Genomic DNA, 16,450 nt, shown 5'->3' on the forward strand with positions numbered 1-16,450 from the left:
CGAAGAGGCGCCCCTGCTAAGGGCGTAGGGTCTTAACGGGCCGCGAGGGTTCAAATCCCTCTTACTCCGCCAAAAGAAAACCGCGTATACATGAGGAAATCTCATTGTTGCGCGGTTTTCTTTATGTGTGATACTGCATAATAATGTAAAATACAGTATGAATTTAGGTTGTATTTGAGTCGTAAAGTCGTAAAAAAATCGTATAAACAAAGCCCCCGACTTTCCGGAAATTCCGAACAGTTGGGGGCTTTTCTATGGCCTATTTTGTATATTCAGATCAATCAGTTCAATTTGAAGCTGTCCTTCAGGATCACAATGCGGTTGTACACATGCGGATCATGGCTGTCCGGCGTGAAGTAACCGGTGCGCACGAACTGGAACCGTTCACCGGGCTGGGCGCCTTCCAGGCTCTTTTCCAGCTTGGCATGGGGCATGACGGTGACGCTTTCCGGGTTCAGATAATCCTTGAAGTCGGCGTCGTCGGGGATGCTGTTCATGTTGGCTTCGGTAAACAGCTTGTCATACAGGCGCACCTCGGCATCCACACAGTGTTCGCAGCTCACCCAATGGATGGTGCCGCGGACCTTGCGGCCATCGGCGGGGTTGCCGTTGCGTGTTTCCAGGTCGGCCTCGGCGTGAATGGCGGTGATGTTACCCTCCGCATCCTTGTCCACGCCGGTGCAGCGCACCAGATAGGCACCCATCAGGCGGACTTCGCTGCCCAGGGTCAGGCGCTTGAACTTCGGCGGCGGGACCTCAAAGAAGTCACTGCGGTCGATCCAGACTTCCCTGGTGAAGGCCACCTGCCGGGTGGAAGAATCGTTGGCCTCCCGGTTGGGGTTGTTGGGCAGGTCAAAATATTCGCAGCTGTCGGCGGGGTAGTTGTCGATGATCAGTTTGACCGGGTCCAGAACCGCCACGCGGCGCTGGGCGCTCAGTTCCAGCTCGGCGCGCAGCACAGCTTCCAGCTGACGCATGTCCACCAGACTGTCCGCCTTGGAGATGCCGGCGCCGCGTACGAACTCAAAGATGCTGGTGGGAGTGTAGCCCCGGCGGCGCAGACCGCTCAGAGTGGGCATGCGGGGATCGTCCCAGCCGTCCACAATGCCTTTTTCCACCAGTTCCCGCAGATACCGCTTGCTCATGACGGTGTTGGTCACGTTCAGGCGGGCAAACTCGCGCTGTTTGGGAAATTCGCCGCCGAAGATGTTCCGGATGACCCAGTCATACAGCGGGCGATGGTTCTCGAATTCCAGACTGCACAGGGAGTGGGTGATCCCCTCGATGGCGTCCTGGATGGGATGGGCAAAGTCGTACAGGGGATAGATGCACCACTTGTCGCCCTGGCGGTGATGATGCACGTGCTTGATGCGGTAGATGGCCGGATCACGCAGGTTCATGTTGGGGCTGGCCAGATCGATCTTGGCGCGCAGGGTCTTTTCGCCGTCGGCAAACTCGCCGGCGCGCATGCGGCGGAACAGGTCCAGGTTCTCCTCCGGCGTGCGGTCACGGTAGGGGGAAGGCCGGCTGGGCTTGCCCGCATCGTTGCCGCGGTACTCCTGCATCTCTTCCCGGGTCAGGTCGTCCACATAGGCCTTGCCTTCTTTGATGAGTTTCTCAGCGTACTCGTAGCACTTTTCAAAGTAATCGCTGCCGTAGAAGATGCCACCGTTGGGTTCGGCGCCCAGCCACTTCAGATCGCGCAGGATGCTCTGCACATATTCGTCGTCTTCCCGGGCGGGGTTGGTATCGTCATAGCGCAGATTGAACTTGCCGCCGTAGGTTTTGGCCACCATGTAGTTGATGTAGATGGCCTTGGCGGAACCGATATGCAGGTAGCCGTTGGGTTCCGGCGGGAACCGGGTGTGGATCTCCTTGACCTTGCCTTCGGCCAGGTCGGCGTCGATGACCTCGGTTATAAAATTGGAAAATTTTTCTTCAGACATAATGACACCCCAAATCGAATGTTACAATCCCATATTTTACAATAAATGGCCGTAGAACGCAACCCCTCACCGGTAGTCGATCTCCAGGGTAGGCAGGCCGTTGAGGGTCCAGTCGGCCAGGTTGTCGTCCAGATACTCATAATACCCTTGTGCTGCGATCATGGCTCCGTTGTCTCCGCAGTATTTCAGCTCGGGCAGATACACCTTGGCGCCAAGCTTCTGTACGCCGTCGTTCACCAGCTGGCGCAGCCGTCCGTTGGCTGCCACGCCGCCGGCAAGACAGACCGTCTTGGCGCCGTTGTCGGCTGCGGCGGCCAGAAGCTTCTTGGCCAGGATCTGGGCAATGCGCTCCTGGAAGCTGGCGGCCATATCGGGCACGCTCACCGTCTCGCCCCGCTGCTGAGCGTTGTGGACCTCGTTGACCACGGCGGTCTTCAGCCCGGAAAAACTCACGTTGTATTTGCCCTGTACATGGGGCACCGGCAGGCGATAGGCATGGGGGTCGCCGGTGCGGGCCGCCTGGGATACGCTGGGGCCGCCGGGGTAGGGCAGGCCCAGGGTGCGGGCGACCTTGTCAAAGGCTTCGCCGGCGGCATCGTCCACCGTGCGGCCCAGGATCTGATACCGGCACCAATCCTGCACCAGTACGATGTGGCTGTGCCCGCCGCTGGCCACCAGACACAGGAAAGGCGGCTTCAGGTCCGGGTGGGTCAGATAATTGGCCGCGATGTGGCCGCGCAGATGGTGCACCGGCACCAGGGGCTTGCCGGCGGCGTAGGCCAGCCCTTTGGCAAAGTTGACCCCTACCAGCACAGCACCGATCAGCCCCGGCGCAAAGGTCACGGCCACGGCGTCGATGTCTGCCATGGTCAGGTTGGCATCCGCCAGGGCCTTTTCGGCCACGGCGCTGATGTTTTCCGCATGACGGCGGCTGGCGATCTCCGGCACCACGCCGCCGTACAGGGCCTGCTCGGCCACGCTGGTGGCAATGACGTTGGAGCAGACTTCCCGCCCATCCTTGACCACAGCGGCCGCGGTCTCGTCACAGGTGGATTCAAATCCCAGTATATACATAAAAATCCCAGTCCTCTTTTTATATTCAGTGTGCTTCCAGCCAGGTCTTGCCGGTTCCCACCTCGGCGGTCAGGGGCACGCGGTACTGCACCACCTGCTCCATCTCCTGCTTCAGCAGGGCCTTGACCTGTTCCACTTCCTCCAGCGGTGCTTCCACAATCAGTTCGTCGTGCACCTGCAAGAGCAGCCGGGACCGCAGGCCTTCGTCCCGCAGCCGCTGCCACACATGGACCATGGCCAGCTTGATGATGTCCGCGGCCGTTCCCTGGATGGGGGTGTTGCGGGCCATCCGCTCGCCGGAACTGCGCACCTGGAAGTTGGAACTGGCCAGCTCGGGCAAAGGCCGGCGGCGGCCGAAGAGGGTCTCCACATATCCCTTTTCCTTGGCGTGGGCAATGCAGTCTTTCATATATCCGTCCACACTGGGGAAGGTGTTCAGATAGGTCTGCAAAAACCGTTCGGCTTCCTTCACCGGAATGTTCAGGTCCTTACCCAGGGAGAAGGCCCCCTTGCCGTACATGATGCCGAAGTTGATGGCCTTGGCAGCGCTGCGCAGCTCGTGGGTGACTTCCTCTTCCGGAATGTGGTAGATCTTGGCCGCGGTGGAGCGGTGGATGTCCGCCCCGGAGGCGAAGGCATGGCACATGGCCTCGTCGCCGGTGATGTGGGCCAGGATCCGCAGCTCGATCTGGGAATAGTCGGCATCCACCAGGGTGCAGCCCTCCCCGGCCACAAAGTAGCCCCGAAGACGGCTGCCCAGCTCGGTGCGGATGGGAATGTTCTGCAGATTGGGTTCGGTGGAGCTGATGCGCCCGGTGCGGGCTTCGGTCTGGATGAAGGTGGAATGGATGCGCCCGTCCGGCCCCTGGGCTTTCAGCAGTCCCTCCACATAGGTGGAAAGCAGCTTGGCATAGGTGCGGTATTTCAGGATGTCGTCCACCACTTCGCTGTAGGGGCGCAGGCTTTCCAGCGTCTCGGCGTCGGTGGAATACCCGCTCTTGGTCTTTTTGCGGGGCGGCAGCCCCAGCTTGTCAAACAGGGCTTCGGCCAGCTGTTTGGGACTGTTCAGATTGAACTCATACCCCACGGCGTTGTAGATGCGCCGCAGAATCCCGTCCAGTTCCGCCCGCAGACTGTCCCCGAAAGCGCGGATGCCCTCGGCGTCCACCGCAAAGCCAATGCGTTCCATGTCCGCCAGCACCCGGGCCAGGGGCAGTTCCATCTCGGCCAGCAGCCTGTGCTGCCCCTGCTCATCCAGGTGTTGGGCCAGGGTGTCGCACACAGCGGCCAGCACGCCGGCATCCGGGTATTCCTCGCAGGCAAAGGCAGGGGCAACACCGTATTCTGCCGCCAGAGGCGCTACCTGGTAATCACTGGCGGACGGATTCAAAAGGTAAGCGGCCAGCTTGCCGTCAAACCGGATGGCGGCTCCCACGCCGCCGTGCTCCAAGGCCAGCCGGTACAAAGGCTTGGCATCAAACACAAACAGATCGGCGCTGCTGTCCAGCAGTCCGGACAGGCGGCTTTCGTCCAGGGCGAACACCTCGCTGCCCTGCACGGCATACCAGGCCCCGCCCTCCTTACCGGCGGTGCAGGCCAGATAATACCGGCCTTCCGGCACCAGAGGCAGGGCAGAGGCGGTCACCTTCGGCAGTTCTTCCTGGGGTTGTTCGGCGGATTCCGCCTGGTTCAGCCCCCAGCGGGCGGCCAGCTTGTGCATTTCCAGTTCCGCCAGCAGCTTGGCTGCGGCGGCGGGGTCCCCCTTGGTCCGGCGGTAATGCTCCGGGTCGGTGTCAATGGGGGCATCCCGGCGGATGGTGCCCAGCATGTGGGAGAGGTCGGCCATCTCCCGGGAAGCTGCCAGCTTTTCCCGCTGCTTGGGTTTGATGGCCTTGTCATCCAGATGCTCGTACACCCCTTCCAGGCTGCCGAACTTCTGGACAAGAGCCAGGGCGGTCTTTTCGCCGATTCCCGGCACGCCCGGAATGTTGTCCGAGGAATCCCCCATCAGGCTCTTCACTTCAATGAGCTGAATGGGCTCCACCCCGTACTTTTCCCGGATGGCGGCCGGATCCATGACAAGAGTCTCCTTGTTGGTGGCAAGCAGAACGGTGGTGTTGTCGTCCACCAGCTGCAGGCTGTCCCGGTCCCCGGTGGCCAGCAGGGTCTGTCCGCCGGCGGCCTCACAGGCGGCGGACAGGGTGCCCAGGATGTCGTCGGCTTCCCATCCGGCCAGACTCACCTGGGCAAATCCCAGGTCGGTGAGCAGCTGCTTCATCACCGGCATCTGCTCGGCCAGTTCGGGGGGCATACCGTGACGGGTGGCCTTGTACCCGTCAAAGGCGTTGTGGCGGAAGGTGGGGGCGCGTTCGTCCCAGGCAATGGCCACGGCGTCGGGGCTGTGGTTTGCCAGCAGATTCAGAAGAATATTCTGGAATCCGAAAATGGCATTGGTGTACTTTCCGTCCTTGGTGGTCAGTACCCGAATGCCGAAAAATGCGCGGTTCAAAAGGCTGTTGCCATCCAGTACCAGCAGTTTCATTTTGTCCTCCGTTGTAAAAGTTCGGCTGAAACAGCCGGAACCAGTATATCACAAATTGCGAACTTGTGGGGAGTGTGGTACAATAATCTGACCGGGCGCACGGCGCCCGTACCGTTTTGTAAGAAAGAGGTCCCCATGCAGTTACGAAACCTGAATATCCCGGCGGGAGCGGTGTTCGCCCCCATGGCCGGATTATCCGACGCCGCCTGCCGGCATCTTATGATGCGGCACGGTGCGGCCTGGAGCGTCAGCGAGATGGCCAGTGCCAAGGCCATCACCTTCGGCGATCATAAAAGTGTGCAGCTTTTGCGGGATGATGCCCCCGGCGGGGTATATGCCATCCAGCTGTTCGGCAACGAGCCGGAGATCCTGGCCCATGCCATTGCCATTGTGCGGGAAAAGGGCGTCAAATTCGATATCCTGGATATCAATATGGGATGTCCGGCGCCCAAAATCACCGGCAGCGGAGCGGGCAGCAAACTGATGCTGGACCCGGATCTGTGCGGGGCCATGGTCAAAGCCGCCCGACAGGCTCTGGGCCCGGATACCCCTCTCACCGTCAAGATGCGCATCGGCTGGGACGAGGAACACCTGACCGGTCCCCGGGTGGCTGCTGCCTGTGAGGAAAATGGCGCCGACCTTCTGGTGGTGCACGGCCGCACCCGGGAACAGATGTACATCCCGCCGGTGAACGTGGAAGCCATCGCCGAGATGAAAAGGGCGGTGTCCATCCCGGTACTGGCCAACGGCGACATCACCACCGCCGAGGGCGCCATGGAGATGATGGAACGCACCGGCTGTGACGGTGTCATGATCGGCCGGGGCGCCTTGGGGGATCCCTGGCTGTTTGAGCGGGTGCGGGCTGCCATGCTGGGTCAGCCCCAGCCGGCGGAGCCCACCCTCAACCAGCGGATGACCGCCCTTCGCAACCAGATCTACGAAATGTGTGAGGAAAAAGGGGAGTGGGCGGCCATGCCCCAGGCCCGCAGTCAGGCCATGCATTATATGAAAGGTCTGCGCGGGGCGGCCGCCCTGCGCCGTGCCTGTGCCACCCTGTCTCATTTTGAGGATGTGGACAAACTCATCGACGCGGTCTACCGCTGTCAGGAGTAAGGCTCAGAACCGTCCCCGGGTCAGCTCGTCCAGGTTCTGGGTGTAGCAGGGGAGCATGTGCTCCATGAAATAGTCGGCTTCCGGACAGTGCATGTCCACCAGCGCCTGACGCTGCTGCGCCATGGCCGCCTCGAATTCCCGGTTGCCGGCCTGACTTTCCTCTATGCACTTGATCAGGGCCGAAAGCCGGTCCGCCGCTTTCAGCAGTTTGCGCTCCGCATCGGAAAGCACGGTCCCGGTCAGATACAGCACCCCGGTGTTCTGCAATTCCGGGGGCAGCAGTCCGGCCATAGCCCGGGCGCTCTCCGCCTCCACTGCCTTGTAGGCGGTGCGCAGGGCATCGTTCTTGTATTTTACCGGCGTGGGCATGTCTCCGGTCAGGATCTCCGGGGCATCGTGGTACAGTGCCGCGGTGGCCACCGTGTCCGGTCGGATGCCGGCTCCCGTACCGGTGCAGTTCTGGGCGATCAGGCACAGGGTGTGGGCGATGAGAGCCGTGTCGGCGGTGTGTTCGCTCAGGCTTTCGGGCCGGCCATTGCGCATCAAAGCCCATCGTGTGATGTATTTCATCCGCCCCAGCAGGGCGTTGAAGGGAAACGTTTTCATCTGAGCAGATCCTTTCTGAAACAATAGATTCAGTATACCACATTCCCCGGCGTTGGAAAACGGTTTTTTCCGTCCAAAGGAGGGTTTTTCCATGTCGTTGCTGCCTTTGCGTGCGCGCCGCACCTGCTACTGGCAGGTGTTCGGCCTTTGTCTGGTGCTGGCGGCCGTTCTGTTCGTGCCCCATTGCATCATTGACGGGGTCACCGGCGGCTTCTTCCATTATGCAGGCGACTTCAACGACCAGATGATCCCGTTCTACGCCTACGCCAACGATTTCGTCAAGCAGGGCGGTTCTTTCAGCTGGGCCACCGACCTGGGCAGCGGGTTCCTCAATGCCTACTCCTATTATTGCCTGGGATCGCCCTTTTTCTGGCTGACCATCCTCATCCCTGCCCGCTGGATGCCCTTTACCATGGTGCCCATGCTCTGCCTGAAATTTGCCGTGGCAGGGGGCGGGGCCTACCTTTGGATGCGCCGGTGGGTGCGCAGTGAGGAATGGAGTATCATCGGCGGCGTGCTGTACGCATTCTGCGGATTCAATATCTACAATATCTTCTTTTATTTCTTTCTGGACGCCCCGGCTTTGTTCCCATATATGCTCAACGCCCTGGATGAGGCGGTGCTGGACCGTAAATATGGCCGGTTCCCCTTCTGGGCGGCCCTGAACCTGCTCAACAATTATTTCTTCTTTGCAGGACAGGCGGTGTTTCTGGTCGTCTACTTTGTGTGCATGTGCCTGTCAAAGCGGTATCGCCTGACCCTGCGCCTGTTTGGCCGCCTTGCCCTGGAAACCCTGCTGGGCTGTGCCATGGGGTGTGTACTGCTCCTTCCGGCGGGACTGTCTCTTCTGCAGAATCCACGGACCATCGATCCTTTCAATGGATATGGCTATCTGGTGTACGGCAATCCCCAGCAGTATCTGGCCATCCTGTACAGTGCCTTTATGGCGCCGGATGCGCCCTATCTCACCGACCTGTTTACCCAGGGCATCACCAAATGGACCAGCCTGACGGCGTATCTGCCGGTGGTGGGGATCGTGGCCGGTCTGGCCTTCTGCCGGGTCTGGCGGCGGCACCCCTTCACCCGGATCCTGAAAGTCTGTGTGGTCTGTGCCTTCGTGCCGGTGCTCAACAGTGCCTTTTACGCCCTCAATTCCAGCTATTATGCCCGCTGGTACTACATGCCCATCCTGATTCTGTGTGCGGCCAGTGCCATGGCCCTGCGCCACGAAGGCGTGCGGGAAACGGAAGTCCCCCGGGCCCTGGGGCTGGCAGCTGTGGTGACTGTATCCGCCGCCGCCTTTGCCCTGGTGCCCAACACCGACGAGGACGGCAATTTTGTGCTGGGCGTGGTGGATAACCAGTACCGTTTCTGGGGATTGTTCATCCTCAGCCTGTTGGGGGTGGGGCTGTTTGCCTTGCTGCTGCGCTACGGCCTGCGGCGTCCCCGCCGTTTTTCTTCGGTGCTTCTGGCGGGCATCCTGGGGTTTACCTTTGTGTACGGTACCGTGCACATTTCCATTTGCAAATACGGACAGTGGGACCATGACCTGGACTATCCTGCCGAAACCTGGGGTGATGTGGACGAACTGAACGACGCTCTGCCCTCGGACGGCTTTTACCGGCTGGACGCCTATGAGTGCTACAATAATATGGGCATCTGGCTGGACAAGAGCTGCATCCAGTGTTTCCATTCCACGGTGGCGCCCCATATTCTGGAATTCTATCCCTCTGTGGGCGTCACCCGGGATGTGAGTTCCAAACCGGATATGGACCTGTATGCCCTGCGGGGATTGCTCAGCGTGCGCTATACCCTGGTGCCGGAGGACAAGGTCTCGGCCTGGGAAGCCGATATGACCCGCAGCTGGGCCCTGGTCAGTTCCACCGAACACTACGCGGTGTACGAAAATCAGGATTGGGTCCCTATGGGATTTACCTATGAGTATTATATCACCCCCGACCGCTTTGAGAATCTGCCGGAAAATGAGCGGGCCCAGGTTCTGATGAAAGCCCTGCTCCTCACCGAAGAACAGGCCGAAACCTGGGGCGGCTCCCTCCAGCCGCTGCCGGAGGACCTGCTGGAATCCCGGGACTACGAGACGTATGTGCAGGACTGTGCCGACCGCCGCTCCAGCGGGGTGACCGGTTTCACGGCCACCCGCACCGGGTTTTCTGCCGTGAGCAGCCAGCAGGAAGACACGCTGGTCTTTTTCAGCGTTCCCTACGATGACGGGTTTACCGCCACCGTCAACGGACAGGAGGTGCCCATCCTCAATGTGGATAACGGGCTGATGGCGGTACCGGTGCCGGCAGGGGAGAGCGAGATTCTCTTTACCTACCGCACCCCCGGCCTGTCCGTGTCGGTGCCCGTCAGCCTGACGGCTCTGGCCGCATATGCGGTCTATCTGCTGGTTTTGCGCCGCCGGAAGCAGCCCGAAAACCACCTATCATAAATTTTATATATCTTTAGTATATAAAAGGTCATTTCAGTGAAAAAGGAGAAACCATGAGCAACTACGCCGAACAAATCGCACAGGAACTGTCCCTGTCCGCCAAGAACGTCCAGGGGGCCATTGACCTGATCGATGCGGGCAATACCATCCCGTTCATTGCCCGTTACCGCAAGGAGGCCACCGGGTCCATGGACGACCAGGCGCTGCGCACCCTGGGGGACCGTCTGGAATATCTGCGCGGTCTGGACAAACGAAAGGGCGAGGTGGAATCCTCCATCAGTGAACAGGGGGCCATGACGCCGGAACTGTCCGCAGCCCTGTCTGCCGCCAAGACTCTGGCGGAGGTGGAGGACATCTACCGCCCCTTCAAGCCCAAACGCAAGACCCGGGCCAGCATCGCCCGGGCCCGGGGGCTGCAGCCTCTGGCGGATGCTCTGCTGGCGCAGCGCGCTGACTTTGACCCTGAACAGGAGGCCGCCGCCTACTGCACCGAAGAAGTGCCCGATGCGGCCGCCGCCCTGGCCGGTGCCCAGGACATCATTGCCGAGTTCATCTCGGATGATGCCCGCTGCCGTGCCGAGCTGCGCCGGTATTACCGTGCCTTTGGCCAGATCCGGAGCGTGCAGGCAAAGAAAGAGGACAGCGTTTACGCCCAGTATTATGATTACAGCGAACCCCTGTCCAAGATTCCCGGCCACCGTGTACTGGCCCTGGACCGGGGCGAGAGGGAAGGTTTTCTCAAGGTCAGCATCGCTGTGGATGCCGAGCGTGCCGCGGCCATTGTTGCCTGGATGTTTGCCCGCAAAAAGACCGGCGGTGCCAGCGCTCTGCTGGTGGAAGCCGCCGCAAAGGATGCCTATACCCGGCTGATTCACCCCAGCCTGGAAAACGAGCTGCGGGCCGACCTCACTGCCGCGGCGGCGGAAGGGGCCATTTCGGTCTTTGGCGATAACCTGCGCCAGCTGCTGCTGCAGCCGCCCATCCCGGGCAAGGTGGTCATGGGTCTGGACCCCGGCTACCGTATGGGCTGCAAGGTGGCGGTGGTGGACCCCACCGGCAAGGTGCTGGATACCGGTGTGGTCTATCCGGTGCCGGAATTCAAGAAGGTGGACCAGGCAAAGGCCAGGATCAAGTCCATGGTCCTGCAGCATCATGTGGAGCTCATGGCCATCGGCAACGGCACCGCCGGACACGAGACCGAGGAGTTTGCCGCCCAGGTCATCCGGGAACTGGCCGCGGAAAAAGGCCTGCATCTGCAGTACATGGTGGTCAGTGAGGCCGGCGCCAGCGTCTACTCCGCCTCCAAACTGGCGGCGGAAGAGTTTCCCCAGTTTGATGTGAACCTGCGCAGCGCCGTGTCCATCGCCCGCCGCCTGCAGGACCCCCTGGCCGAACTGGTCAAGATCGATCCCAAGGCCATCGGCGTGGGCCAGTACCAGCATGACATGCCCCAGAAGCGCCTGACCGAGACCCTGGACGGTGTGGTGGAAGACTGCGTCAACTCGGTGGGCGTGGACCTGAACACCGCCTCGGCGCCTCTGCTGCGCCGTGTGGCCGGCATCACCGCCGCCACCGCCAAGAATATCGTGGCCCGACGGGAGGAGGAAGGCGCTTTCACTTCCCGCGCCCAGCTGAAAAAGGTCAAGGGCCTGGGCCCCAAGGCCTTTGAGCAGTGTGCCGGTTTCCTGCGGCTTCCCGGCGCCAAGAATCCCCTGGACGGCACCGCCGTTCACCCCGAAAGCTACGCCGCCGCCAAGGGGCTGCTGGATGCCTGCGGCTACACCGCCGCGGACATCGGCACCGACACCATGCAGGAGCTGCCCCGCCGCATCAAAACCAAAGGCGCCGCCGCCTTGTGCGAGACCCTGGGCGTAGGCGAACCGACCCTTATGGACATCGCAGCGGAACTGTGCCGCCCCGGCCGGGATGTGCGCGACAGCCTGCCCAAGCCGCTTCTGCGCAGTGACATTATGGGGATGGAGGATCTCAAGCCCGGTATGGAACTCACCGGTACGGTACGGAACGTCATTGATTTTGGCGCTTTTGTGGATATCGGGGTGCATCAGGACGGCCTTGTGCACATTTCCCAAATCTCGGACCGCTTTGTCAAACATCCCCGGGACGTGCTCAAGGTCGGCCAGGTCGTCAAGGTGAAGATTCTTCAGGTGGATACGGCAAAAAAACGCATTGCACTGACAATGAAGGGCGTTGCACAGTAAAAAATGACGGGATCGGGGGAGAAAAACCGAAAAACCTTTTCATTATGGAGTAATGTTGTGCGTACGATGCGAACAACCCTTATACAGAATGTGCAAAAAATGGAAAAAAAGGCCCGAAACCATAAAATGGAAAACTATCATATAAAAATAAAGAAATAATGATATAAAAACTGGTGATAAAAAGGCGGAAGTGTTCACTGAAAATTGTAATAGCCCACAAAACGGAAAATGAAGAAATAGCCCTTTTGTGCATCCTGTAGAAAACAAGACCTCCGTTGTCTGCAACATGAATTCCAGGGCGATAATCATGCTATAATACCCACGCAAGGCAAAGGTACGGAGCGCGGCTCCCGATGCCTTGTCCGCGCCGGAATAGGCCGGCGCGTGGGGATATGTATGGAGGTCTTCAATATGGTAAGACAAGTCAAGGTTTCCAACTTCACCGAAGTACAGGGGATCGTGTCTGCCGCTGCCAAATGCTATAACGAGGTTGGCGTGCATGACATGAAGGGCAGCATCGCCGATGCGAAGAGCATCCTCGGCATGATGAGCCTGGACTACAGCCGCCCTGTCAAGATCGTCTGCGAAGACGAGCAGGAACTGGACCGCGTTGTCCGTGCGCTGAAGCAGTAATGAAGGAAACCGCCCCGCAACGGGGTTGAAAAAAGCAGGGCCCGCTCCCGGTCAGGGAGCGGGCCCCTTTTGTTTTTCACAGCAAAAAAATCAGGCGGCGGACCGATAGGCCCACCGCCTGATTCTGATTTGGCAGGGAGGATCAGATCACCTTGTGTTCCATCCATTTGCCGCGCACGAACCGTACCATAAAGAAGATGCCGCGGCAGATCCAGTCAATGAACATGCCCAGCCATACGCCCAGCAGACCCATGTGCAGCTGCAGCACGAAGAAGTAGCTCAGGATCACCCGGAACAGCCACATGCTGAAAATGCTCACCGACATGGTATATTTGGTGTCGCCGCCGGAGCGAAGGGCATTGGGCAGCGTAAAGCTGCATGCCCAGAAGAAGATGCTGAACACCGCAAACCAGCGCAGGACCTGCTCACACATGATGGTGGCTTCGGGACTCAGATTGTACAGACGGCACATCAGCGGAGCGCTGAGGAACAGGGCCATGTTGGTGGCTGCCAGCCCGATTACCGCGATTCCCAGCAGCAGCCAGGCGTAGTGCTTGGCCTGCTTTTTCTCACCGGCCCCCAGGCATTGCCCCACCACCGGGATCATGGCAAGGCTCATGGTATTGCCGGGGATGTTGGTCAGGCTGCTGATGGAGTTTGCCACCGCATTGGCTGCAATGGCCGACGTGCCAAGGGTGGATGTCAGGCTGCTCACGCAGAGCTTGCCGATCTGGAACATGCCGTTTTCCAGCCCGGAGGGGATACCGATCCCCAGAATGCGCAGGATCATGGTCCGGTCAGGGCGCATATCCTGCCATTTTTCAATGCGCAGGGGATTTTCAAACTGCTGCTGCTGCCAGAACACCCAGCAGGCTGCGAAAATACGCCCCACCAGGGTGGCCAGGGCCGCACCCAGTACGCCGAGTCCGAATCCATAGATCAAAAGGGCATTGCCCGCAATGTTGATGATGTTCATGACCAGGCTGGCCAGCATGCTGATGCGGCTGTTACCCTGGGCACGGAACAAAGCCGCGCCAGCGTTGTACGCGCCGATAAACGGGTAGGAGATGGCGCTGATGATGAAATAGGTCTGGGCAAAGTTCATCACGTCGTCATCGATCTGCCCGAATACCAGCCGCAGAATGGGGCGGCAGAGCAGAAGGGTGACCAGCATGACCGAAATGGTGGAAACCGCCAGCACCGTGTACAGCTGGGCGGCGCTGCGGCGGGCATTGTCCTCGTCGTGCCGGCCGATGTACTGGCTGCCGATGACCGCGCCGCCGGTGGCCAGGGCGGACAGGATCTGGATGATCAGAATATTGATGCTGTCTACCAGACTTACGCTGGAAACCGCCGCTTCGCCCACGCCGGATACCATCAGGGTATCCGCCATACCCATGGTCACACTCAGAAGCTGTTCCAGCAGCATGGGAAAAATCAGCCGCTGCAGGGCCTTACGGCTGAACATGGGCTGTCCCGCCCGAATCTGTGCCGTGTCTGTCATTTCTGGATGCACTTCCCCTTCACATGTTTCGGCAAAATGCCGTGTATCGGCTATTATACGCCCCTGCCCGGGGAAATGTCAATATCGATGCAAAACGCATAAATATTGCGCTTTTTGCTTTCGGAGACAAGGGCATAATACCCGGCAAACAACCGGCAAAAAGGGGAAGAGAGCGGGACACCTGCCGGGAACGCATCTTTTTTGCACCGGAGGAAGAACCACTACCAAAATGTGCCGGACGGCGGTATAATAAAAAAGGCGGCTGCCTGTGCGGGACAGCCGTTGGGGATGGCTTATGGTTTGGCGGGGCGGTTCAGATACCGGTAAACGGTGGGGACCGACACCGAAAGCTGTGATGCAATCTCGCTGACGGCGCCCTTGATGTTCATGACGCCGCTTTCGCTGAGACGATGCACCACTTCCACTTTTTCCGGCACCGACATCCGGGCCGGCGGAATGCCGTATTCCCGGATCACGTCGGAGACACGCTGCTGCATCATGGAAGTCAGGGTGGGGACGGACAGTGCAGGGGCTGCCTCCCGGGGCTGTTCCAGCGCGAACCGTTCCAGCACAGCCTGCAAAGCGCCGTTCAGCTCCCTGGCGGGGGAGAGATCCCTGGTTATGCACAGCAGCCCTGCGGGGTGTGCGGCGTCGCCGATGGGGCATACCCGGCAGCAAAGATCTGCGTTGTGGCCCTGCCCGGGGGGAAGCGTGACCCAGTCCTGCGGTGCGGAAAAACCGGCATCCGCCACCTCACGCAATGCCTGGGGGAGGGGACTGCCCGGAGTGTGGCCGGTCCGCGGATGACAAACGGCCACCAAGGATTGTTCCGGAACGGAAAGATCATACACGCAAATTTCGGTGCCGGAGCCGCACACTTCCCCCAAAAAAGGGACGAACTGTTTGACCAGTTCTAACATTTCGTTGTCGCTCACAGGAACACTCTCCCTTATATTTGACTCAGCCAAGCCGATTTGTAAGCAAAATTTGAAAAGAATATCACTTTATTAAAAAAGATAGCAAAATTTTCCAATTTTCGCAACAGGCAAGTTGCACAAAGCGGAACAGGAATTTTTTCCGCCGAAAAACAGGCCGTGCGAAGGATGCAGAACGGGAAAAAAGGAGAATACAGTATGGAGTACGATTTTACATCTCATCTGGAACGTCATGGCATGGATGCCATCGCGGTGGACGGTGTGGGGCATGGCACAGCGCCCGGTGCACCAAAAGACGGTTTTGATGTCATTCCCATGTGGGTGGCGGACATGAACTTCCCCACCTTGCCGGACATCCCCGCGGCCATTACCCGGCGGGCCCAGCATCCGGCTTTCGGATACTTCAGCCCCACGGACGCATACTATGACGCCATCTGCAGCTGGCAGAAACAGCGCAACGGGGTGCAGGGGCTGACCAGAGAGCATATCGGCTATGAGAACGGTGTGTTGGGCGGTGTGGTATCCGCGCTGTCGGTCATGGCGGCTCCCGGGGACGCGGTCCTGGTGCACAGCCCCACCTACATCGGCTTTACCCACAGCCTGGAAAGTGCCGGGTACCACATTGTGCACAGCCCGCTGCATCTGGATGAAAACGGCGTCTGGCGGATGGATTTTGCGGACATGGAACAGAAACTGCGCCAGAACCACATTCATGCAGCCATTCTGTGCAGCCCCCACAATCCCTGTGGCCGTGTCTGGTCCCGGGAAGAGCTGGAACAGGCCATGGAGATCTACCGCCGCTGCGACTGCTATGTGATCTCGGACGAGATCTGGTCGGATATTCTTCTGGACGGGCACAAGCATATCCCCACCCAGTCCGTCAGTGAGGATGCCCGACAGCGCACGGTGGCCCTGTATGCCCCCAGCAAGACCTTCAATCTGGCGGGGCTCATCGGCAGTTATCATATTATCTACAACAGCCGGCTGCGGGACCGGGTAAAGGCTGCGGGCGGCAGATCCCATTACAATTCCATGAATGTGCTTTCCATGCACGCACTCATCGCCGCGTACAGTGACGCCGGCAGCCGTTGGGTGGATGAACTCTGCGCAGTCCTCAGTGGCAATGTCCGCTATGCCTGCGACCATATCGCGGCGCGGTATCCGGGGGTCCGGGTGGCCCACCCTGAAGGCACCTACATGCTGTTCCTGGATTGCAGCGGCTGGTGTGCGGCCCACGGCTGTACCCTGGATGACCTGCTCCGTGCCGGATGGGACGTGGGGGTGGCATGGCAGGACGGCCGTCCCTTCCACGGTCCCTGCGCCATCCGCATGAATCTGGCGCTGCCCCTGGACCGTGTGCAGGAAGCCTTCCGCCGTCTGGATACATACGTGTTCCGCGCATAAATACCAACAAAAAAGGCTGCCT

At 59.8% G+C, this 16,450-nt stretch carries 11 protein-coding genes; 5 read left to right on the forward strand and 6 right to left on the reverse strand.

Going from position 1 to position 16,450, the window contains the following annotated elements:
- Nucleotides 1-281 precede the first annotated feature (281 nt).
- The 3 genes from Q0K17_RS01575 to polA form a co-directional block, all read right to left on the reverse strand.
- Nucleotides 282-1,946 carry a glutamine--tRNA ligase/YqeY domain fusion protein gene (locus Q0K17_RS01575; RefSeq protein ID WP_294539079.1) on the reverse strand — a complete coding sequence of 555 codons (1,665 nt, stop codon included), beginning with the start codon at nucleotides 1,944-1,946 and terminating at the stop codon, nucleotides 282-284.
- A 66-nt stretch (nucleotides 1,947-2,012) separates the two neighbouring features.
- Nucleotides 2,013-3,020 carry a tRNA (adenosine(37)-N6)-threonylcarbamoyltransferase complex transferase subunit TsaD gene (gene tsaD, locus Q0K17_RS01580; RefSeq protein WP_294539082.1) on the reverse strand — a complete coding sequence of 336 codons (1,008 nt, stop codon included), beginning with the start codon at nucleotides 3,018-3,020 and terminating at the stop codon, nucleotides 2,013-2,015.
- A 25-nt stretch (nucleotides 3,021-3,045) separates the two neighbouring features.
- Entirely contained in the window at nucleotides 3,046-5,562 is a 2,517-nt protein-coding gene (gene polA, locus Q0K17_RS01585) for a DNA polymerase I (RefSeq protein ID WP_294539085.1), read from the reverse strand.
- A gap of 135 nt (nucleotides 5,563-5,697) precedes the next feature.
- Between polA and dusB the strand changes: the two genes are divergently transcribed.
- Nucleotides 5,698-6,675, forward strand: coding sequence for a tRNA dihydrouridine synthase DusB (gene dusB, locus Q0K17_RS01590; protein WP_294539088.1), 978 nt, complete (start codon nucleotides 5,698-5,700; stop codon nucleotides 6,673-6,675).
- 3 nt (nucleotides 6,676-6,678) lie between these two features.
- Here the strand turns inward: dusB and yfbR are convergent, their stop codons facing one another.
- The gene (gene yfbR / locus Q0K17_RS01595; RefSeq protein ID WP_294539091.1) at nucleotides 6,679-7,281 is read right to left on the reverse strand and encodes a 5'-deoxynucleotidase; all 603 of its coding nucleotides are present in this window, start codon (nucleotides 7,279-7,281) and stop codon (nucleotides 6,679-6,681) included.
- Between the two features lie 91 nt (nucleotides 7,282-7,372).
- On the opposite strand from yfbR, the gene Q0K17_RS01600 reads away from it, so the two are divergent.
- From Q0K17_RS01600 to Q0K17_RS01610, 3 genes are all read left to right on the forward strand, one after another.
- Nucleotides 7,373-9,733 carry a YfhO family protein gene (locus tag Q0K17_RS01600; RefSeq protein WP_294539094.1) on the forward strand — a complete coding sequence of 787 codons (2,361 nt, stop codon included), beginning with the start codon at nucleotides 7,373-7,375 and terminating at the stop codon, nucleotides 9,731-9,733.
- Nucleotides 9,734-9,786: 53 nt separating this feature from the next.
- Nucleotides 9,787-11,952, forward strand: coding sequence for a Tex family protein (locus Q0K17_RS01605; RefSeq protein WP_294539097.1), 2,166 nt, complete (start codon nucleotides 9,787-9,789; stop codon nucleotides 11,950-11,952).
- 411 nt (nucleotides 11,953-12,363) lie between these two features.
- On the forward strand, nucleotides 12,364-12,585 hold the full coding sequence (locus Q0K17_RS01610; protein ID WP_294539101.1) for an HPr family phosphocarrier protein: 222 nt from the start codon (nucleotides 12,364-12,366) through the stop codon (nucleotides 12,583-12,585).
- Nucleotides 12,586-12,727: 142 nt separating this feature from the next.
- Here the strand turns inward: Q0K17_RS01610 and Q0K17_RS01615 are convergent, their stop codons facing one another.
- Both Q0K17_RS01615 and Q0K17_RS01620 read right to left on the reverse strand, forming a co-directional pair.
- Nucleotides 12,728-14,089, reverse strand: coding sequence for an MATE family efflux transporter (locus Q0K17_RS01615; protein WP_294539103.1), 1,362 nt, complete (start codon nucleotides 14,087-14,089; stop codon nucleotides 12,728-12,730).
- 293 nt (nucleotides 14,090-14,382) lie between these two features.
- A complete protein-coding gene (locus tag Q0K17_RS01620) occupies nucleotides 14,383-15,024 on the reverse strand; it encodes a helix-turn-helix domain-containing protein (protein WP_294539106.1) in 642 nt (213 codons plus the stop codon).
- Between the two features lie 198 nt (nucleotides 15,025-15,222).
- Here Q0K17_RS01620 and Q0K17_RS01625 point away from each other — a divergent pair, with 198 nt between their 5' ends.
- Complete coding sequence (locus tag Q0K17_RS01625; RefSeq protein ID WP_294539109.1) at nucleotides 15,223-16,428, forward strand: aminotransferase class I/II-fold pyridoxal phosphate-dependent enzyme; 1,206 nt, start codon at nucleotides 15,223-15,225, stop codon at nucleotides 16,426-16,428.
- Nucleotides 16,429-16,450 lie beyond the last annotated feature (22 nt).

The organism is uncultured Gemmiger sp., from assembly GCA_944388105.1.
Classification (GTDB): Bacteria; Bacillota; Clostridia; order Oscillospirales; family Ruminococcaceae; genus Gemmiger.